Source organism: Flavobacteriales bacterium (assembly GCA_025210805.1).
Taxonomy (GTDB): Bacteria; Bacteroidota; Bacteroidia; order Flavobacteriales; family CAJXXR01; genus JAOAQX01.
The window spans coordinates 239,696-260,347 of the sequence record JAOAQX010000007.1 but is presented as its reverse complement, the minus strand read 5'-3'; the positions used below and the strand labels follow the sequence as shown (position 1 = coordinate 260,347).

Sequence of the window (20,652 nt, the reverse complement as noted above, 5' to 3'; positions counted from 1 at the left end):
TAAATGGTATAAGAATATATTTTATCAATATTTTAAAAACAAGAAAAGACCATCTTGAATAATAAGACAGTCTCAAATATTTTAAAAGTTCCGAGAAATTTATTCTACGGCTAACTCTTCGTCTTCTTCACCTTCATTTTTCTTATCAATGAAGTAAGCTCCAATCCACATTGGAACAATTCCGATAAGAAACATCAACATCCAAAAAGCCATTAAGGCAACAAGTACAAATGCTAAAACTCCGATAAACATAGTCTGATTTTTTTATTATCGACAAAGTTAATCTTATTTTTGAAAAAAAAATCATCTAAATATAGATTTTATACCGATTGCTTGCTAAAATTACTCACTTATACCTCTGCGTTCATAATTGATTTTTAGCAATGTATCTGTATAATACCTGTAAAATAAATTTACACCGTAAATAGTATGTGGAATCCTTCTGAATTAATTCTTCCTTTTCCCAAAGTGAATTTTGAATGGAAAATTGAACCCAAAGACTCTATTACCCTTCTAGGCTCTTGCTTTTCTGATCATATTGGACAGAAACTGATCGACCATAGATTTGATACTTGGTCAAATGAAATCGGGATTTTATTCAATCCTGTTTCTGTTTTTAAAACAGTCTTAGACGCATTTCATCAAATACCCACCGATGATACTTTGTTTACTACGCTTTATGACTTCTGGTTTCACCATCAGTGGCATTCAAAAGTCGTTGGAGAATCTAAAGAAGAGCTTGTTGTTAAAATAAAAAAACACCAAGAAGCTCTTCAAAAACGATTACTAAAAACCAATTATTTAATTATTACATTAGGAACTTCCATTGTAAGAACACTTGATCAAAAGATTTGTGCAAACTGCCACAAACAACCCAATGGACAATTTGATAAAAGGTTTTTGAAGTCTGATGAAGTTCATGCATACTTCTTTGAATTCTATCAAACTCTAAAAAGAGTAAATCCCAAAATAAAACTCATTTTTACTGTAAGTCCAATAAGACACACAAAAGAAGGATTAATAGAAAACAATAGAAGCAAGGCACAATTAATTAATTGGGTGCAAGACTGGGTATCTACTTTTGATGATATTTTCTATTTTCCGTCTTATGAAATAATGATGGATTGTTTACGAGATTATCGTTTCTACAAAAAAGATAAAATCCATCCAACAGAGGAAGCTGTAGAGATTATTTGGGAATACTTTAAAGAGAAAAGCTTTGGAACTAAAAGTAAAGATTTGTCCAAAATAAGTCATAAATACCTACAGATGAAAGCCCACAAAACAAGGAATTCACAAACTGAGGAGCATCAAAAATTCTTGTCCAAAATGGAACAACTGGAGCAGCAGATAAAAAATCTTAGAAAATAGTACACGCTCTTGTCTTAAAACGGATAGGCATAAAAAAAGACCTTCCTTTATATATTAAAAGAAGGTCTTTAATAATCTACAAAAAGAGCTAACGAGGAGATTTGAACTCCCGACCTCTTCCTTACCAAGGAAGTGCTCTACCCCTGAGCTACGTCAGCAAAAAAGTCTTTTGACTAAAAAAAGCATCTTAAATTTAAGATGCTTTTTAATCCGAGCGGGAAACGGGACTCGAACCCGCAACCCTCAGCTTGGAAGGCTGACGCTCTACCAATTGAGCTATTCCCGCGTCATTTTTGCATGGCAAATATAGAGTATTTTATTTATACCAAACAAGCTTTTTTGAAATAAATTTTAATATTTTTTTATCATCACTAATAGTCAGTTATTTACATTTTTTTTATTACATTTACACAATGTTATTTACATACTCAAGTATTATATTTGAATTTATAACCTTTATCATTCTAATAAATAAAACAATTACGAATAGCGTACTTGTTTCATTTCCTGAGGGTTTGGGTTTGTTAAAAAAAAATTAACAAGTAAGGCGGTAGAAATTGTCTTCCATATTCAAAAATAACATAACCTAGGATAAAGGTAATAAAAGAGGTAGAACTCAGTAAAATTGTGACTTTAGAGGGTGTTATTTAAAATTCAATTATCTACATTTGCCGAACAAAATCATGTAAAAATGAAAAGCAAACTAACGAAAAGTCTATTCGGACTATTCTTGCTATCTATATTTCAGACAAATGCCCAGAGTTTCTCTGTTGTGGATACTTTTTATCTTGGGCAAACATCTTTATTAGATACCGCCAAAATTTTATCAAAACATCAAAACCAGAACAATCTCGTTCAATCTGTGGCAATCACAGAGGTTCTTGCTCTAAACTGTGCCTCAGTTGGTACAAATGAGCTTGATATTGATGTATTTTTAAGCAATGACACAGTTCAAACTACTTTTTCTTTAGTAGTCCTTGACACTATTGCTCCTCAAATTAGCTTACAGAGCAATGTTACACTAAACCTTAACCAGAACGGAAATAGAATTCTGGCATGGGCAAATATCAATAATGGTTCGTCTGACAACTGTGATTATACAGTTTCTTTGAATCCTAGTATTGTGAATTGTTCAGATATCGGAACTAAAACACTTTTGGTGACACTAACGGACGCCTCTGGAAATAGTACAATAGATTCTACTCAAATAACTGTTGTTGATAATATTAATCCAAATATTGTAGTTGGACAAAATACATTCTATCTCGATAATAGTGGTCAAGTTGGCATTGACCCAGCGGATCTCAATGGAGGAAGTAGTGACAACTGTGATAATAATTTTACTTATACCTTATCTCAAACGAATTTTGGTGTTTCAGACATAGGACCTAATATCGTAAATTTTGGAATCACCAATAGTAAAGGAGAATCTGCCAATTTAAACACCACAATTTTCATTAGAGATACGACACCTCCAACGATTGTTAGCTCTATAAAAACAGCCACCTTGGATGCTTCTGGAAATGTAAATATTGTTCCTGATTTATTTGACGATGCCTGCTCTGACAATAGTTTGATATACACCCTTAGTTTATCAAAAACGAGTTTTAATTGTACTAATCTTGATACAAATATCTTGATTCTCACTGCTACGGATAACTACAACAATAGCCGTAGCGAAGAAGTAAAATTAGTAATAAAAGACATTGTAAACCCAGTGGTCCATGCTAAAAATATCATTCTAAATCTAGGAGTAAATGGTACAGCAGCGTTAACACCAAACTTAATTGATAATGGGAGTACTGATAACTGTAACCTCACATTAAACATCTCTGATACCTTATTTGATTGTACGGATATTGGAACACAAAATGTGTATTTAACAGGTACTGATGCCAGTGGAAATTCGGCTTCGGCACTATCTCAAGTAACAGTGGTTGATAATAATTACCCTACTATTTCTTCTCAAAACATTACGGCCTATTTGGATCAAACAGGAAATGTTTTAGTTGATCCTATTTTAGCTGATAATGGCTCTAGTGATGCTTGCTCAGGTACTTTGACATTTGCCTTATCCGATTCTTCATTCAATTGTGCAAACCAAGGAATCAACTCGGTAATTTTTAAAATTAAAGACAATGATGGCAATATCGTTACTGCACCGATAGAAATTACTGTTTTGGATACCATAAAACCTATTGTTACTTTACAAAATACCTCATTATTCCTTGATACCAATGGGATATTGATTCTCAAAAAAGAAATGATCGATAATGGATCGTCTGATAACTGTTCCGATCATTTGGATTTTTCTTTCTCAGATTCGGTATTCAATATAAATGATTTGGGTAACCAATATATAGATATTACCATTTCGGATAACAGCAACAATACTGTGATTATTAACAATCATCAAATAACAATTGCCGATACTACTGCACCACTCATTCATAGTGGTATAGATGATCTACTAGACTACTCTCTACCCAATAGCTGTGGGAGAAATATTCTTTTTCCGAGTCCAGTAGTTTCTGATAACTCTGGATCTACAACGATTAGCTATAGCCAAGGTAGCGGAACCTTTTTTCCAGTGGGAGAAACGATGGTGATTTACACAATTGCTGATGCACAATTAAACTCGGTGGTCGATTCTTTTAAAGTAGTAGTGGTAGATACTATTGCTCCTGTTTTAGTTCAAGGAATTGTAAACTATACTCAGGATACAAATAATGTGGTTACTTGGGATAATACTCAGATTCAAATAACTGATAATTGTACCCCCGATGTGAACTATACCTTATCTCATAACTCGGGAGATACTTTTCCTGTTGGATCTAGCTTTGTGTCTATTGAGGCAACAGATACCAATGGAAACACCGTGACCTTTGTTTCGGAAATTATCGTGAAAGACCTTGTGGTACCTCAATTCACTTTTACACCAGCAGATTCTTTAAGTTTCTTTTTGTCTCAAAATGATTGTGAAACAATTGTTAGCTATGACTCTGTTGTAGTTGTAGACAATAGTCCTGTTTCTATTTCCTATTCCATTCCTTCTGGAACACATTTAGGAGTAGGAAATCATCCTGTTTTAGTAACCGCAGAAGATACTTTTAATAATAAAGCTTACTATTCTTTCACAATATCTGTGGTGGACAGTATTAAACCTACATTTACACATGTACCAAGTAATTTAGTATTTGGAGAATGTGATACCGTTATTAATTATCCTGTGCCAGAAGCGACAGATAATTGCCAAATCAAAGTAATAACTCAAATAGCCGGACAGCCTAGTGGATCTAGTTTTGCTCCTGGTATTCATACTTTGGTTTATAAAGCAATAGATGTCAATGACAATGAGTCTATTGTTAGCTTTGAAATTGAAATTGTGGAAACCACTCCTCCCAATATCGATAATATATTGATTCCTTGTGGGGATGAATCTTTAATTTCATTAACCAATAATCACCTCAATACCAGCTTTAAAGGAAATGGAATAGCAAACGGAAGCTTTGACCCTTCTTTATCCGGAATAGGTAATCATTTAATCCATTGGGTATATGAAAACAATTTTGGCTGCACCGAAAAAGACTCCTTTTGGATAGAAGTAAGACCTGAACCTGAACAGCCAAAAATAGAACAAGTTGATGCTTACAAACTTCAGGTACATAATGCTTATGACAAATACCAGTGGTATAGAAATGCCGTTAAAATAAATGGAGCCACAGGTGTTCAACTCGAAATATTTGATGGAGGAAATTATGAAGTAATTGTAAGCAATGAAGCGGGTTGCTCAAAACTCTCAGACATCTATAATATTGGAGGTGGAAAACATCCATCATTAGATATTCCAGAACTCAAGAAAGAACAATTTGTAGTTCATCAAAACAGGGATTTAGAATTCATCGAATTATTTTCATTTAACCCGATGAATCAAATGAAAATTCATATTTATGATGTACTTGGTAAACTTATGATGCCTTTTGAGGTACTCTCTAGTGATCATTATCAAATGAAAATGTCAACTAGCAATGTGAAACCAGGGCTTTATTATATGATTATTGAAACAGAAACACAAAAGAAATCATTAAAAATTATTATTCAATAAGTTTTAAACTATGATACAAAAATATTTTAGTCTTTTATTTGCTCTATTGACCTCTTCTTTTGTCTTGGCACAAAATCCTCACTCAAATGAGAACACGTTTCAAGTAAAAGAACGTTATAATTGGCTTACCGTAGGGCTAGAGGTAGCGCACTTTGCCGATCTTCCAAAAGGGCTTATTGGAAACGATAGAGACCCGCTAGATTTAGCTTTCAGTTTTTCGCACGAGAAATCTAGATTTGATATAGGAACAGGAGTTTATGTTGAAGCGCAGTTGAGCCCAATAATCGGTGTTCAAGGTTCTTTCCACTTAGGAAGTTCATCAGGAGTAAATGACCGTGCTTATTATGAAAGCTCAATCAAGAGATATCATGCAGGAGCTGTTTTTAGTTTTACAAATATGACTACAAAAAAAGCCGATCCTTATGTGAATATATTCGCTACAGCAGGAATTGGAATCATCAGCTATGATGCACAGCAGTTTTTCTTCTCAGGTGCAAAGAATATGGCGAGAAAAGCCGTAGCCTCACAAATAGACTTAGGAGTAGGTGCTCGATATCATTTTTCTGAAAAAATTAGAATTGAATTTTCATCAACTTATAATGTCGTATGGGATAACGGTTTTGATGGCGACAAGTTTAATTATGCCGATGGACAAGATCAATACTTAAAAACAGCTTTAGGAATTGCCTATACTCTGGGCTCAAGTAAATATCTTTCTCTTCATAAAACACCTGTGCTCTCAAGAAAGTATATCACTCTAGATAATGATAAACTAAAAAATGAGCTTCAGGATTATGTGGATGAAAAAGTAAAAAAACTTGAAGATGATATCGATGGACTTCATAACAAAACAGATGCTTTAGCAGACCGCATGGACAACCTTGAAGACCAGTTTAATAAATTTGTAGAAAAATTTGAGAATGGTCAGGTAAAGTATTTTAGAAATGTATTTTTTGCCTTTGATAAATATTATATCACACGTTTGTATCAAAAAAATGTTTTTGAAGTAAGCCAAATCTTAAAAAAGAATCCAAAATACCATATAGATATCACAGGTGTTACAGATGTATATGGACCAGAATCTTACAATACAAAGCTTAGAGTAAAAAGAGCCCAAGCAGTAAAAGAATTACTCGTCAATAAATTTGGGATTCATGAAAATAGAATTACCCTAAACACCCAAAAAGAGAAAGTGCAAGGAAAACCCTATCAACACTTAAATAGACGATCATCTATGCTGGTGTATTTACCAAAAAAATAATTTGATTTCTTGGGTTTATATTAAGAAATCATTCTTTATATGTGTATGTGTGAAAAGCGTTCTAATTTTGGTTAGAACGCTTTTTTAATGAGTTTTAGTCAAGGGTTATCAAGGCACATACAATGAATTTCATCAACAAACGATACAAATCAGATTATACAGAACGGTTTTCGATACAATTTTTGAATTTCTATTTACTTGCCTTCAAATAATCTGCGTATTCCTTATTGTCTTTCAAAACACGAATTGCCGCTTGAACCATATTATCTTCTTTCAGCAATAGCTGAGATCTTCCCGATGCAAAATACCATCGGTTACTAATATCATTTAATAAAAGTCTTTTAATTTTGATTTTCTCTTCCTTAAAAGTGTTTTTTTCATTCTTAATATTCCCCACCTTCAATGCCTCTAGGTGAGCGATATTCTCTTTTAGAATACCTTCTTTTTCCAGACTTTTTTCTATTTCTTTTATTTGCTCCCCTAACTGAGTGGTATAAGAAAACTCTTTTTGAGCTACATACTCTTGAAACTTTTCAAATAAAGCATCATCTACCTTAAAATCCTCAATTGATGGTTTGTTTTCCACTTTTTGAGAATATTCTGTAATAAAATCGAAAAGGAAATAATCATACACCAAACCACCTAAAGATTCTGGGAAACTATCTTTTTCTACAATCAAATCAGGATCTACACCTCCACCATCATAAACCGTTCTACCATTAGCTGTTTTAAATGCGGTTCTAAGGTGATCTGGGAGTTTTTTCCTACTGCCGTTTGCCGTCTTTTTACCATAATCAATGGCTTGAATACACCTTCCACTAGGCGTATAATATTTAGCAATAGTCACTTTGAGTTGAGAATTATACGGCATTTGGACAGTTTTCTGAACAAGCCCTTTCCCAAAACTTCGAGTTCCGAGTATGACTGCCCGATCATAATCCTGCAAAGTTCCTGATACAATTTCTGATGCCGATGCCGAGCTTTCGTCAATTAAGACAACAACTGGGATTTTTTCATCCCAAGGGTTTTTACTTGTTTTAAATTCTTGATAAGCACTCTTGTCTTTTCCTCTGGTGCTCACCACAATTTTATTATTAGGTAGAAAAAGATTACAAATTCTCACAGCCTCTATCAATAAACCTCCTGGATTTCCTCTAAGGTCTATAATGACACCTTGCATAGTTTTTTCTGCTTTGAGCTCTTCCAAAGCACTTTGAAAATGAGCCCCGCAAGCACGATCAAATTTTGTTAAATCAACATAAGCGATCGATTCACCTACCCAGCCGTAGTAAGGAATACTTTTAAGTACAATTTCCCGTCTTTTAAGTCCAATTTTTTGTGTCTTTGAATGACCAAAACGTTGGTAACTTACCTCAATCTCTGAACCCGCTTGTCCTTTGAGCTTTTCATCAATCTCCTCGGGTGTTTTATTGTTTAGTTTTTCTCCATCTAAAGCCAAAATTTGATCTCCGATCTTGAGTCCCTGTTCATGTGCAGGAGAATTTTCTATAATATTCCCTATATAAATGTTTTTTTCCCTTTCAAAAACTTGCATTCCCACACCTGCAAAACTTCCCGTGGATTGTATTCTAAATTCCTCTACCTTTGTTTCTGGAATATACACCGTATAAGGATCTAGGTCTTTCATCATGGCATCCATTCCTGTTTGCATCATTTCTCCAGGCGAAAGTTCATCTACATAAGATTTTTGTAGTTCTTGATAAACTTTGGTAAAGATTTCAAGGTTTTTTACAATCTCAAAATAAGGATCTTGAAATGCCATCATGATTAATGATAATGCAGGCAAAAGCAAGAATATTTTCCATTTTTTTTTCATCATTGTTGAATTTCTTCTAATATTTTTTCAAATGATTTTTCCAAGGCGTCTTTTTTCGGAAGTTTTCTTCCTGTGTAGAGCAAGGCAATATGCATGTTCTGTTCCAAAATTTCTTGCCCTCTCAATCTAAATACTTCTCTAAGTAATCTTTTTATACGATTTCTATCCACTGCGTGCTTATGATTTCTTTTGGGTGCAATGACCATCACTTGCCCCTTTTCTTGTTCCCTTAGTACAAAAACCTTTATAGGAAAAGAAAAAAAACGTTCCCCTTCCTCAAAAAGTTTTTCTATATCTTTTTTTGAACAAAGTCGCTGTTTTTTACCCAGTTTATAAGAAGTATCTATCATGGTTTGCAAAATACGAAAAAATTGTTCTTCTATATATTTCTTCTTTTTGAAACAGGCAAAGCTCACCATAAATTGTATGGCAAAAATCCTTTCAAAAAACGATCTTTTACAAAAAATGAGAATTTATATTGTGTATAATGTTTACTGATACCATTTACGTTGTTAATTCACTCACTGAATAAGCCCTCCCTACTTTTCGGAAGGGTTAGGAGGTGTTCTACAAAGAAATACTCCAAAAAAGCAACCGAATCTATGGGGAAATTAGCACTGTAAACGGTATGGCTCACCGATATTATTCAAAACTTTTTCTAATATTAAAAAACCTTTAGATAACTTAAACTTCTTGAATTCCTTGGTTGTAGCGGTAATATTTTTTTATATTCGCAAGAGACAAAATTTTTTAAGATGCAAGAATTTTACAAAAAATGGAATAACCTGTTAGGATGGATCGTATTCGCCATTGCTACAGTAGTTTATGTATCCACAATTGAGCCTTCTGCAAGTCTATGGGACTGCGGAGAGTATATTGCTACGGCTTACAAAATAGAAATTGGTCACCCACCAGGTGCTCCTTTATTTCTTTTAATTGCCAATTTCTTTTCAAATTTTGCTGGAGGCGATGTAACTCAAGTGGCATATTATGTAAATATGATGTCAGCTTTAAGTAGTTCTTTTACCATCTTATTTCTATTTTGGACAATCACCCATTTTGCAAGAAGAATTGCAGAAATCCGTTCGGGAGAAAAAGCTTTAGATAAAAACCAAATCATTATGATTCTTGCCAGTGGAGCCGTAGGTTCTTTGGCTTATACATTTTCAGATTCATTTTGGTTCTCTGCAACAGAAGGTGAGGTATATGCCTTATCATCGTTCTTTTCGGCAGTAGTTTTCTGGGCAATATTAAAATGGGAACAAAACTTCGGGAAACCAAGAAATAATAAATGGATTATCCTCATTGCGTTTATGGTAGGACTTTCTATGGGAGTTCACATGCTAAACCTTTTGGCTGTTCCAGCTATTGTATTTGTCTACTACTTTAAAACTGCAAAAAAAATCACTTTCCTCAATTTTGTTTTGATGGGAATACTTTCTGTAGCTATCTTAGGATTCCTTTTTGGGGTATTTATTCCTCAAGTAGTAAATATCTCGGGTAAAATAGAGCTATTTATGGTAAACGGACTTGGAGCACCATTTAATACAGGAACCATTTTATTCTTCATTTTATTAATCGGATTTATTGTGTGGATAGTGCGTTTTTCTGCCAAGAAAAGCCTTTTTGCTCATACAATTGCATTAAGTTTTGCCTTTATGCTTATTGGTTTTTCTCTTTTCGGAATCTTAGTAATCCGCTCGAATGCCAATACCCCAATTGACCAAAACAATCCTGAAGATGCCGTTGGGCTTTACTCATATCTACAAAGGGAACAATATGGTTCTACTCCTATTCTTACAGGACATCAATACAATTCCAAAGTTGTAGGACTTGAGGATGGAAATCCTGTATATATCCGTGATGACGAAAAAGGAGCGTATGTAGTTAAAGATGATCGTAAAAATACCATTAAAAAATACCGATCAAAAGATATTGTATTCTTCCCAAGAATGCATAGCTCAAACTCCGATGCTCATATTCAAAACTATATGAAGTGGTCGGGCTCTAAAAGAGATAAAATACCTACTTCTGGAGAAAATATGACTTATTTCTGGAATTATCAATTTGTACACATGTACTGGCGTTATTTTATGTGGAATTTCGTTGGTCGTCAAAATGATATTCAAGGACATGGAGGTACTGAAAATGGAAACTGGATTTCAGGAATCGATTTTATTGATGAAATGCGTCTTGGATCTCAAGATAATATCGCAGAACACCAAGCCAATAATAAAGGAAGAAATGTTTATTTCTTCTTACCTCTTATCTTAGGATTAATTGGGCTTTTCTATCAACTCAAACATGATGATAAAAATACTTGGGTAATTTTCCTCCTTTTCCTATTTACAGGACTCGCCATCATGGTATATGTAAACCAACACGCCCCACAGCCAAGAGAACGAGATTATGCCTATGTAGGTTCTTTCTATGCCTTTGCTATGTGGATCGGTTTAGGAGTTTATGGTCTCTGGGATATGCTAAAAGATAAAGTAAAAACGCCTGCATTAGGACATGTAATTACCGTACTTTCTTTAGTAGCTGTTCCAGGAATTATGGCTGCTGAAAACTGGGATGATCATGATCGTTCTGGAAGATTAACCGCCGTAGCATCAGGTAAAAACTATCTAGATTCTTGTGGTCCCAATGCCATTTTATTTACCATGGGAGATAACGATACCTTCCCACTCTGGTACTTGCAAGAAGTGGAAGGATACAGAACGGATGTAAGAGTAGTGAACTTGAGTCTTTTCAATACAGACTGGTATATCAATCAGCTAAAAAGAGAAGCTTATGAAGGGAAACCTATTCCGGGAAAAATGACTTTTGAGCATTTTAAACAAGGTACACGAGACTTTGCCATCTATAGAGATATTCTAAAAAACAAAAGAATTCCGATCTCTGCTTTAAATGACTTTATCATTTCTGATGATGAGCAAAGTAAAGTGCCATTAAGAAGTGGTGCAAAAGTAGATTTCTTCCCTACTCAAAAAGTGAGTATTCCTGTAAACAAAGAAAATGTTAAATCTACAGGTTTAGTTCCTGCAAAAGATTATAACAAAATGGTGGATCAATTGGATATTGATATAAACATAACCCAATTGCAGAAAAAAGATATCGCTATCATTGATATGCTTTCAAACTTCAACTGGGAACGTCCTATTCATTTTGCCATTACAATTAGTAATAGCTCAAGAGACTTTATGTTCCTTGACAAATATTTCGAACTTGCAGGAATGACCTATAAGCTTACGCCAATTGTACACAACAAAGTAGGTGGGCAAATGGGAAGAATAGATACAGATGCCTTAGAAAAAACCTTATTGACAGACTCAGGTGAAAATCCATCTTTCCACTGGGGAGATTGTGACAAAGAAGATATCTATCTAGATGTTTTTAATAGAAATATGTTTATGAACTATAGAAACATCTACTCAAGGCTTGCTATGGAGCTTATCCGTGAAGGAAAGAAAGACCGTGCCAAGGTAGTACTAGATAAAATTGCAGAAAAGACATTTAATGCAAATCTGCCTCATAATTATTTCTCTATTGGAATCATCCAAGGATATTACCTAATTGGAGACAAAGAAAATGCTCGTAAACACGGAATGGATGTTTATAACACCTTCCGCCAGCAATTGGAACACATTAACAGTATTCCAAGAACAAATCCTAAACGTAAATTCAATGATCTTGAATTAGGACGAGCCAGACAGTTTAGTCAATATATGGAAGGAATGTTTAGACAATATGATCCTGAGTTTTTAGCACAAAACTAGGAACACATCCTTTTTGATACCCATAAAATTTAGAGACCTTTGCAAAATAGAAATCTGCACAAGGTCTCTATTCTTTTAAAACACATTCTATGAACTTATTATCAGTAGAAAATATTAGTAAATCTTTTGGAGAAAGAGTCTTATTTGAAAATCTCAGCTTCGGGATAGCACAAAGCGAGAAAGTTGCCTTTGTTGCCCGAAATGGAACAGGAAAAACGACCCTGCTCAATTTACTGATGGGAAAGGATAGTCCAAACACTGGAAATATTGTTTTTAGAAAAGAAATACGTGTTGGGTTCTTAGAACAAAACAGTCAATTTCCTAATGAGAAAACCCCCATGGAGATTCTTTTGGATATTGATCTTCCTCAATTCAAAACTTTAAAAACCTATCACCACTCCTTAAAACATCCCGAAGATGAAAAACTTTCTCAACAGGCACTTGACCTCATGCAAGAGCATCAAGCATGGGATCTTGAAGCAAAAATGGAAGAAATGCTTTTTTATTTAGGATTAAAAGAAGTAGCACACAAACCTGTAAAAAATCTTTCAGGTGGACAAATAAAGAGAATGGCTCTTGCCGAGGTTTTACTCAACGAACCAGACTTATTGATCCTTGATGAACCTACAAACCACCTAGATTTAGATATGATAGAGTGGATGCAAAATTTTCTACTTAAACAAAGTTTTGCTATCCTCATGGTAACCCACGATCGCTACTTTCTAGACTCGGTTTGTAATGTAATTTTAGAACTAGAAGATCAAACCATTTATAGACATAAAGGAAACTATTCCTATTACTTAGAAAAAAAACAAGAACGCGAAGAAATAAATGCCGTTACACTAGGAAAAGCCAAGCAAGTTTTTAAAAAAGAACTCGAATGGATGCGCCGACAACCCAAAGCTAGAGGTACAAAATCTAAATCGAGGATAGAGTCTTTTAAAGAGGTTAAAAAAACGGTAAAAGGACAGAAAAAAGAACGTGACCTCCAAATGAATATTCAAATGGAGCGACTGGGGAGTAAAATCATCGAAGTTCACCACCTACGAAAGTCTTTTGAGGAAAAGTGCATTGTAGATGACTTTAGTTATACCTTCAAGAAACAAGATCGTATAGGAATTATAGGGAAAAATGGAGTAGGAAAAACCACTTTCCTCAATCTTTTGATGAAGTTAGAACAGCTGGATGGCGGGAAAATTGTGCATGGGGAAACCTTAAAAATAGGATATTACACCCAAAAAGGACTCCAGTTTGACCCCAATAAAAGAGTCATTGAAGTCATTAAAGATATTGCCGATGTCATTCCACTAGCCAAAGGAAGAAAACTTACCGCAGCTCAACTCTTGGAACGCTTTCTTTTTCCAAGAAAAATGCAGTACGACCGTGTAGAAAAACTGAGTGGAGGAGAAAGAAAAAGATTGTATTTACTCACCATTTTAATGACCAACCCGAATTTCTTAATCCTTGATGAACCCACCAACGACCTAGATATCTTAACGCTCAATGTTTTAGAAGAATTTTTGGAGGAGTTCCCTGGATGTTTACTAATTATTTCCCATGATCGATATTTTATGGATCGATTAGTTGATCATCTATTTGTCTTCCAAGGAGTAGGAAAAATAAAAGATTTCCCAGGTAATTACACCGATTACCGAGTTTTTGAAGAAGAAGAAAAGAAAAAAGCAAAAGCTGAAAAAGTTCCAACAGAAAAAAAAGAGCACAAAAAACAAACTAATCGTACCAAAAAACTAAGCTACAAGGAGCAACAAGAACTTAAAGAAATAGAAAAAAATCTTCAGAAATTCCAAAAAGAAAAAGAACATATAGAAGCAGGACTCAGTAATCATGATTTTGCAAATGATGAACTGGTTGAAAAAAGCAAAAAACTACACGACCTCAACAATGAAATAGAAGAGCTAGAGTGGCGTTGGCTGGAGCTTCAGGAAGAGTAATAATATGTATGGTATTAATGCACTCACTGTTATAAGTCCCTTTTGAAGAGCTTGTCCCGTTTTTTCGGGAGAAGAAGGAAAATATTACACAAAGTAAACAGCTCCAACCTATGGATAAATTAACATCATAAATGGTATAAACTCTAATACATAAAAATGAAGTATCTTTATCCAAGAAAGAGCAAGGCTAACATGAGCTTTTTCTAATACCGAAATCTTCATGAAAAATCTTTTGGCACAGAACTTGCCTTTTAGATGATAACTAAAACATTAGCGTTATGAAAAAATTTGCATTTATATTCTTCTTGATTGGACTTATTAGTGTTCAAGCCCAAGATTTATCAGACCAAAATCCGAACTACGAACAAAGTAGAAACAAGTATATGGCTACCACTGAAAACTATACTCAGCACCAAGGTACAACTGTACAAGACACCTACAAAGCCATAGACGAATTAGAAGCAAAAAGAGAACGCAAAGAACTCAGAAAGAAAATGAGAGCCATGCGTCCTTATTGGAGGCATCAACGCAGAATGGAAAGAATTAAAAACAGACGTTTTTATAGAAATAGATATTATGATAGAGGGTTTTATAGACCTTACCCTTATAGACGCTATAACTATCATAACCATTGTAACTAAATAATTGCACAATTAGGCTAAAAACAAAACAATCACAAAACACTTAAAATAATATGAAACGAATTTTCACAGTTGTATTTGCAGGACTTATTGCAATGACTTCATTAGAATCTTGTAATAGAAAAGTAACACGTGTAGATGTAGAAGAAGAAATTGATCTAAGTGGAAGATGGAATGATACAGACTCTAGATTAGCAGCCGAGGAACTTACCTTTGAGGCGATAAACGCCAGCTGGATTGAAGATTTTAGAGACGAAAAAGGGAAAAAACCCGTAGTTATTGTAGGTCTTATTCGCAATAAATCACACGAGCATATTGAAGCAGAAACTTTTATCAAAGACATTGAAAAAGCCTTTGTAAAACATGGAAATGTAAGAATTGTTCAAGGTGGAAAAATGAGAGACGAATTACGTGCAGAACGTGCTGATCAACAAACAAATTCTTCGGCAAGTACCATGAAACGTTTTGGACTAGAAACTGGAGCAGATTATATGATGCAAGGTTCTATCAAGTCTATCGTAGATTCATACAAAAACAAAAAAGTAGTTTATTACCAAATAGATTTAGAATTAACTCATATTCAAACCAATGAAAAAGTTTGGTTTGGAGATAAGAAAATCAAGAAATTCGTGAAGCGATAATAGAATTTTCTTCAACAGAATTCTAATACCAAATAAATTCCAAAACAAGCGATCAAAAGTGATTTCTAATCCTTTTACACGCTCTTTCATTTGAATTTTATTTGATATAATACCTCAAAATTGATTTCTAACGGAAGTCTTGAAATTGAATTGGTATTCATAAAACAAGAGCTTTCTTTTATACGCCAAGGCATTTAAAGAAAGCTCTATTTATTTCTTACACATAGATAACAATGAGACGATTTCTACCCATATTCTTCATTCTAATTTCGGCTTTAGTTCTTAATTCTTGTGCGAGCTATTATGCAATGAGCTCAAAATACCAAACAGAACTAGAAAGTGGAAACTATGAGAAAGCCTATAAATTTGTAAAAAAGAATAGTTACCTAAAAAAGAAGCGCAACTATCCTTTACAACTACTAGAACAAGGAAAATTAGCTTTCCTAGTAGGGCAATATGAAGAAAGTAATCGTTATTTCAATAGTTTTGATTCACTAATAGAAGAAAACTCTGGAGATCTTGGAAACCAAATTATTGGAGCCTTTACTAACCCTGAAATGGAAAGGTATAAACCAGAAGATTATGAAAAAGTAGTCATTCATTATTATAAAGCACTCAACTATCTCAATCTTAAAAAACATGATGCGGCTTTAGTAGAAGTAAAAAGACTCAATCTTCGCCTTTATGAAATAAACGATAAATATCCTGCCGACAAAAAAAACCGCTATACCAGCGATGCCTTTGCCCTTAGTTTACAGGGAATGATTTATGAATCTATGAATGATATCAATAATGCATTTATTGCATACAGAAATGCAGTAGATCTATATCTCAAACACGCCATTGATTCTAATCCCGTTTATTTCAATACATCAATCCCTTATCAGCTTGTTGATGATTTGCTAAGAACGGCAAACCAAATGGGATTTTATAATGATGTAAGTCATTACAGAAAGATCCTCAAAGTACCACAAGATTATCAAAGCCAAACATACCCAAATGGAAGTTTAATCGTTTTTTGGGAAAAAGGGTTGATTCCTTATAAAACATCTGATGCCCTCACTTTTTTTACGGGAACATCTGGCGGAGGTTTTGTCAATATGAACAATGAAGAAACAGGATTAAATATCAGTGTGCCTATTACTAGTAATTTTAAAGACGGATCTCTGAGTATGGTATCTGTGGCTTTCGCCAAATTTATGAGTAGAGCCTCAGAATATAAAATGGCTAAAATTTCAAAAAAAGGATATGCTTACCCACTTGAGAAAACAGAAGACTTTGAGTTTATTGCTATCAAAAACTTAGAAGACCGACGTGCACGTGAAATAGGAAAAGCTGTTATCAGACTCACCACCAAAAAAATTACCGAAGCACTGGCTGAGTCAAAAGCAGAAGGTTTAGGTTCTGTTTTGAGCATCGTAAATGCATTAACAGAAAAAGCCGACACCCGAAACTGGCAGTCACTTCCAAGTCAGATTTATTATTCAAGAATTCCTTTAGATAAAGGGGAGAACAAACTTACTTTTACCCTCGAAACATTCTCTGGAGCCACAAAAACAGATACCCTAACAGTGAATAACAAAGGGGGAATTCATTTTGAAACCCTTTCTACTTATTGATATAAATTTTCCTTTTTTTAGCCTAAAAAAAGAACCTGTGAAGAAACAAATCCTCCTTTTCCCGTAACCGAAATCACCCAAAAGGAATAGGACGGAATCCGCCTTGCTCTTTCTGAGTTAATTCATCTAAATGACATAAGGTCGCAATTGAATTATTGATTACCTTTGCTGCATTACAGACTATCAGAAATATGAGCTGGAAAAAAGACCAAGTAAAAGCCAACCTATCCGCCGTAAGAGTATCGGGTAGCGATGTAGATATCGTATCAGAAAATGCACTTAGAAATATCGTTTGTTTTGGAGACGATGTGCATATCGATTTGGTAATAAGCAACCCAACCTTGCAAGCCAAAAAGAAAGTAGAAGCAGATATTTTAGCATCTTTGAAAAAAGAGCATCCGAATACGACCCTCAAAATAAAATTTATTGTAGAAAAACCGCCTGTTGAAAAGGTTCCACCTCTTAGAGGAGACAAAATTCCAGGAATTGATAATATTATCGCAATTGCCTCTGGAAAAGGAGGAGTTGGAAAATCTACTTTAAGTTCAAACTTAGCATGTTCATTAGCTAAACAAGGCTATAAAGTAGGATTAATAGATGCCGATATTTTTGGACCCTCTATTCCTATTATGTTTGATGTAGAACGAGAAAAGCCTCACGCTATTGATATAGACGGGAAAACCAAAATAGAACCCATAGAAAGTTATGGCGTAAAACTACTTTCTATCGGATTTTTCTCAGATGCCAATAAAGCCATTGTTTGGAGAGGGCCTATGGCTACCAAAGCCTTGAATCAAATGATTCATGAAGCCCATTGGGGAGAACTCGATTATTTATTAATTGATCTTCCTCCAGGAACTTCAGATATTCACCTTTCCTTAGTACAATCACTTCCTGTAGATGGAGCGGTAGTAGTAAGTACCCCACAAAAAATTGCTTTGGCTGATGCCAAAAAAGGAGTTTCTATGTTCCAAATGCCTAATATCAATGTTCCTATCCTAGGATTAGTAGAGAATATGGCATATTTTACCCCAGAAGAATTACCAGAAAATCGTTATTATATTTTCGGAATGAATGGTGTAAAACATCTTTCGGAAGATATTGGCGTTCCATTTTTAGGGGAAATTCCGATTATGCAATCTATCCGTGAAGCCTCAGATGCAGGACGACCTGCAGTATTGCAAAATGGAACAGAGATTTCAAAAGCCTATTTAAAATTTTCAGAAAAAGTTGTAGAACAAACTAAAAAGCGTAAAAGCGAACTAGAACCCACCAAAATCGTAGAAATTACGAATATGGACGGATGCTCTACCTAATTTAATAATAAAATCATAAGATGAAACAAGAGACGAGAGACAATGTACTAAAAGCACTAGAAGAAGTAAGACCCCATTTACAATCTGATGGAGGTGATATTTCGCTAGTAGATATCACCGAAGAAGGTGTTGTGATTGTAGAACTTCATGGCTCTTGCATAGGGTGTAGCGTGAATCAAGTAACGCTAAAAGTGGGGGTGGAAACCACCATAAAAAAATATGCTCCCGAAATTACCGCTGTGGAAGAAATTTCTTCCACAAAGAAAAAAAGACGCAAAAAAACAACGAAAAATGACGCATAAGTCAAGCCAAAAGGTAGATCAAGTAACCATACTATTTGCCGGAGATTCAGGTGATGGTATTCAGTTGACAGGAAGTCAATTTTCTGAGAATACCGCCCTATATGGTAACGACCTAAGTACTTTCCCTGATTTTCCTGCCGAAATTCGTGCTCCACAAGGTACGGTTTCAGGAGTGTCAGGTTTTCAAATACACTTCGGGTCAATAGAAATATTTAACTCTGGAGATATTGCAGATGTTTTAGTAGCTTTTAATGCCGCAGCACTCAAAAAGAATATCGACAGACTGAAAAAAAGAGGAATCTTGATTTGCAATACTGCTGGTTTTGACAAAAAGAACCTCCGATTATCAGAGTATGAAACCTCACCAATTACTGATGAACTTAGAGAAGCGTATCAAGTAATTGAAATAGATATTACCAAAATCACCCGTGAAGCTCTTGATGGATTTGATCTAAGCACAAAAGATAAAGACCGATCGAAAAATATGTTCGTTCTTGGGTTTATCTATTGGTTGTATAATAGAGACCTCAAAAATACGGTGAACTTTTTGGAAACAAAATTTGCCAAAAAACCGGTAATCGCAGAATCCAATATCAAAGTACTTAAAGCAGGATATTACTATGGAGATACCGTTGAGGCTATTGCCAATACTTATGAGGTAAATCCTGCCAAAATGGCTTCGGGAGAATACCGAAATGTGATGGGAAACCAAGCTACTGCATTAGGTTTGATTGCCGCTTCTGTAAAATCTGGTCTCGATTTGTTCTACGGAGGTTACCCAATAACCCCAGCTTCCGACGTTTTGCATGAACTTTCTAAACACAAAAATTTTGGAATTAGAACTTTTCAGGCAGAAGATGAAATTGCAGGAATTTGTACCGCCATTGGAGCAGCATACGGAGGAGCATTGGCAACAACAGCCTCTTCGGGTCCTGGAATTGCCTTAAAAGGAGAAGCATTAGGACTCGTTCACATGCTCGAACTTCCTATGGTTATTGTGAATGTTCAAAGAGGTGGGCCCTCTACAGGATTGCCAACAAAAACAGAACAAGCCGACTTAAACCAAGCGGTTTATGGAAGAAATGGAGAAGCTCCCATTCCTATAATCGCCGCTCAATCTCCATCAGATTGTTTTGATGCCGCTTTCCAAGCTTGTAAAATAGCTATTGAGCACATGACTCCTGTTATGCTACTCACAGATGGATATATTGCTAATGGATCGGAACCTTGGATGTTTCCTCAAACAAAAGACTTAGAAGACATCAAACCTCCAATGGTTTCTGAAGACCAAAAAGGACAATATTTACCTTACGAAAGAGATGAAAACTTGGTAAGAAAATGGGCAATCCCAGGTATGGAAGGTTTTGAACACCGAGTAGGAGGACTAGAAAAAGATGCCCTTACAGGAGCCGTTTCTTATGATAGCTTCAATCATCAATCGATGATTAAAACTAGGAAAGAAAAAGTGGATAAAATAAAAGATTTTATTCCGCTTCAAACTTTTGAAACAGGTAGCGAAAAAGATGATATCCTTCTGGTCTCTTGGGGATCAACATTTGGATCTATCAAATCGGCATTAAAATCTGAAGAAGGACAAAAACTTTCTGTGGCACATATTCACCTTAGAAACCTGTTACCTTTCCCAAAAAACTTAGGAGAACTATTAAGCCATTTTGATAAAATCATTGTACCAGAACTTAATAATGGACAATTAATTCATCTTCTAAGAGCAGAATATCTAGTAGATGCCCAAGGGTTGAACAAAATAAAAGGAATTCCTTTTGAGGTTCAAGAAATCCTTTCGGCAATAAAAGAACATTTGAACTAG

Annotated in this window: 14 protein-coding genes and 2 tRNA genes; 11 read left to right on the top strand and 5 right to left on the bottom strand. The window is 34.8% G+C overall.

The genetic code is table 11. The annotated features are described in order from the left end of the window. Window positions 1-99: 99 nt before the first annotated feature. A complete protein-coding gene (locus N4A45_05045; GenBank protein MCT4664581.1) occupies window positions 100-252 on the bottom strand; it encodes a hypothetical protein in 153 nt (50 codons plus the stop codon). A gap of 177 nt (window positions 253-429) precedes the next feature. On the opposite strand from N4A45_05045, the gene N4A45_05040 reads away from it, so the two are divergent. Further along, complete coding sequence (locus N4A45_05040; protein ID MCT4664580.1) at window positions 430-1,371, top strand: GSCFA domain-containing protein; 942 nt, start codon at window positions 430-432, stop codon at window positions 1,369-1,371. A gap of 86 nt (window positions 1,372-1,457) precedes the next feature. On the opposite strand, the gene N4A45_05035 is transcribed toward N4A45_05040, so the two are convergent. Then, a tRNA-Thr gene (locus N4A45_05035) sits at window positions 1,458-1,529 on the bottom strand. A 55-nt stretch (window positions 1,530-1,584) separates the two neighbouring features. Then, window positions 1,585-1,657, bottom strand: a tRNA-Gly gene (locus tag N4A45_05030). Window positions 1,658-2,062: 405 nt separating this feature from the next. Here N4A45_05030 and N4A45_05025 point away from each other — a divergent pair. Next, complete coding sequence (locus N4A45_05025; GenBank protein ID MCT4664579.1) at window positions 2,063-5,476, top strand: HYR domain-containing protein; 3,414 nt, start codon at window positions 2,063-2,065, stop codon at window positions 5,474-5,476. Window positions 5,477-5,486: 10 nt separating this feature from the next. Continuing rightward, window positions 5,487-6,737 carry an OmpA family protein gene (locus N4A45_05020; GenBank protein MCT4664578.1) on the top strand — a complete coding sequence of 417 codons (1,251 nt, stop codon included), beginning with the start codon at window positions 5,487-5,489 and terminating at the stop codon, window positions 6,735-6,737. A gap of 190 nt (window positions 6,738-6,927) precedes the next feature. On the opposite strand, the gene N4A45_05015 is transcribed toward N4A45_05020, so the two are convergent. Beyond that, window positions 6,928-8,577, bottom strand: coding sequence for a S41 family peptidase (locus N4A45_05015; GenBank protein ID MCT4664577.1), 1,650 nt, complete (start codon window positions 8,575-8,577; stop codon window positions 6,928-6,930). Beyond that, window positions 8,574-8,924: a ribonuclease P protein component gene (rnpA, locus tag N4A45_05010; GenBank protein MCT4664576.1), complete on the bottom strand. Its 351-nt coding sequence runs from the start codon at window positions 8,922-8,924 to the stop codon at window positions 8,574-8,576. The genes N4A45_05015 and rnpA overlap by 4 nt, the downstream gene beginning before the upstream one ends. A 405-nt stretch (window positions 8,925-9,329) precedes the next feature. Between rnpA and N4A45_05005 the strand changes: the two genes are divergently transcribed. From N4A45_05005 to N4A45_04970, 8 genes are all read left to right on the top strand, one after another. Next, window positions 9,330-12,353, top strand: coding sequence for a DUF2723 domain-containing protein (locus tag N4A45_05005; protein ID MCT4664575.1), 3,024 nt, complete (start codon window positions 9,330-9,332; stop codon window positions 12,351-12,353). An 89-nt stretch (window positions 12,354-12,442) separates the two neighbouring features. Beyond that, window positions 12,443-14,305 (top strand): ABC-F family ATP-binding cassette domain-containing protein, encoded by a 1,863-nt coding sequence (locus N4A45_05000; GenBank protein ID MCT4664574.1) that lies wholly within the window; start codon window positions 12,443-12,445, stop codon window positions 14,303-14,305. A 278-nt stretch (window positions 14,306-14,583) separates the two neighbouring features. Next, the gene (locus N4A45_04995; GenBank protein MCT4664573.1) at window positions 14,584-14,946 is read left to right on the top strand and encodes a hypothetical protein; all 363 of its coding nucleotides are present in this window, start codon (window positions 14,584-14,586) and stop codon (window positions 14,944-14,946) included. A gap of 53 nt (window positions 14,947-14,999) precedes the next feature. Next, complete coding sequence (locus tag N4A45_04990) at window positions 15,000-15,587, top strand: penicillin-binding protein activator LpoB (protein ID MCT4664572.1); 588 nt, start codon at window positions 15,000-15,002, stop codon at window positions 15,585-15,587. A 233-nt stretch (window positions 15,588-15,820) separates the two neighbouring features. Then, a complete protein-coding gene (locus N4A45_04985; protein MCT4664571.1) occupies window positions 15,821-17,206 on the top strand; it encodes a hypothetical protein in 1,386 nt (461 codons plus the stop codon). 191 nt (window positions 17,207-17,397) lie between these two features. Further along, window positions 17,398-18,522 (top strand): Mrp/NBP35 family ATP-binding protein, encoded by a 1,125-nt coding sequence (locus tag N4A45_04980; protein MCT4664570.1) that lies wholly within the window; start codon window positions 17,398-17,400, stop codon window positions 18,520-18,522. Between the two features lie 20 nt (window positions 18,523-18,542). Then, on the top strand, window positions 18,543-18,824 hold the full coding sequence (locus tag N4A45_04975; GenBank protein MCT4664569.1) for a NifU family protein: 282 nt from the start codon (window positions 18,543-18,545) through the stop codon (window positions 18,822-18,824). Further along, on the top strand, window positions 18,814-20,652 hold the full coding sequence (locus N4A45_04970; GenBank protein MCT4664568.1) for a 2-oxoacid:acceptor oxidoreductase subunit alpha: 1,839 nt from the start codon (window positions 18,814-18,816) through the stop codon (window positions 20,650-20,652). The genes N4A45_04975 and N4A45_04970 overlap by 11 nt, the downstream gene beginning before the upstream one ends.

What these genes read in the sequence shown, in the direction of transcription:
- N4A45_05045 (MCT4664581.1), bottom strand. Translation starts at nt 252, where the DNA reads ATGTTTATCGGAGTTTTAGCATTTGTACTTGTTGCCTTAATGGCTTTT.
- N4A45_05040 (MCT4664580.1), top strand. Translation starts at nt 430, where the DNA reads ATGTGGAATCCTTCTGAATTAATTCTTCCTTTTCCCAAAGTGAATTTT.
- N4A45_05025 (MCT4664579.1), top strand. Translation starts at nt 2,063, where the DNA reads ATGAAAAGCAAACTAACGAAAAGTCTATTCGGACTATTCTTGCTATCT.
- N4A45_05020 (MCT4664578.1), top strand. Translation starts at nt 5,487, where the DNA reads ATGATACAAAAATATTTTAGTCTTTTATTTGCTCTATTGACCTCTTCT.
- N4A45_05015 (MCT4664577.1), bottom strand. Translation starts at nt 8,577, where the DNA reads ATGATGAAAAAAAAATGGAAAATATTCTTGCTTTTGCCTGCATTATCA.
- rnpA (MCT4664576.1), bottom strand. Translation starts at nt 8,924, where the DNA reads ATGATAGATACTTCTTATAAACTGGGTAAAAAACAGCGACTTTGTTCA.
- N4A45_05005 (MCT4664575.1), top strand. Translation starts at nt 9,330, where the DNA reads ATGCAAGAATTTTACAAAAAATGGAATAACCTGTTAGGATGGATCGTA.
- N4A45_05000 (MCT4664574.1), top strand. Translation starts at nt 12,443, where the DNA reads ATGAACTTATTATCAGTAGAAAATATTAGTAAATCTTTTGGAGAAAGA.
- N4A45_04995 (MCT4664573.1), top strand. Translation starts at nt 14,584, where the DNA reads ATGAAAAAATTTGCATTTATATTCTTCTTGATTGGACTTATTAGTGTT.
- N4A45_04990 (MCT4664572.1), top strand. Translation starts at nt 15,000, where the DNA reads ATGAAACGAATTTTCACAGTTGTATTTGCAGGACTTATTGCAATGACT.
- N4A45_04985 (MCT4664571.1), top strand. Translation starts at nt 15,821, where the DNA reads ATGAGACGATTTCTACCCATATTCTTCATTCTAATTTCGGCTTTAGTT.
- N4A45_04980 (MCT4664570.1), top strand. Translation starts at nt 17,398, where the DNA reads ATGAGCTGGAAAAAAGACCAAGTAAAAGCCAACCTATCCGCCGTAAGA.
- N4A45_04975 (MCT4664569.1), top strand. Translation starts at nt 18,543, where the DNA reads ATGAAACAAGAGACGAGAGACAATGTACTAAAAGCACTAGAAGAAGTA.
- N4A45_04970 (MCT4664568.1), top strand. Translation starts at nt 18,814, where the DNA reads ATGACGCATAAGTCAAGCCAAAAGGTAGATCAAGTAACCATACTATTT.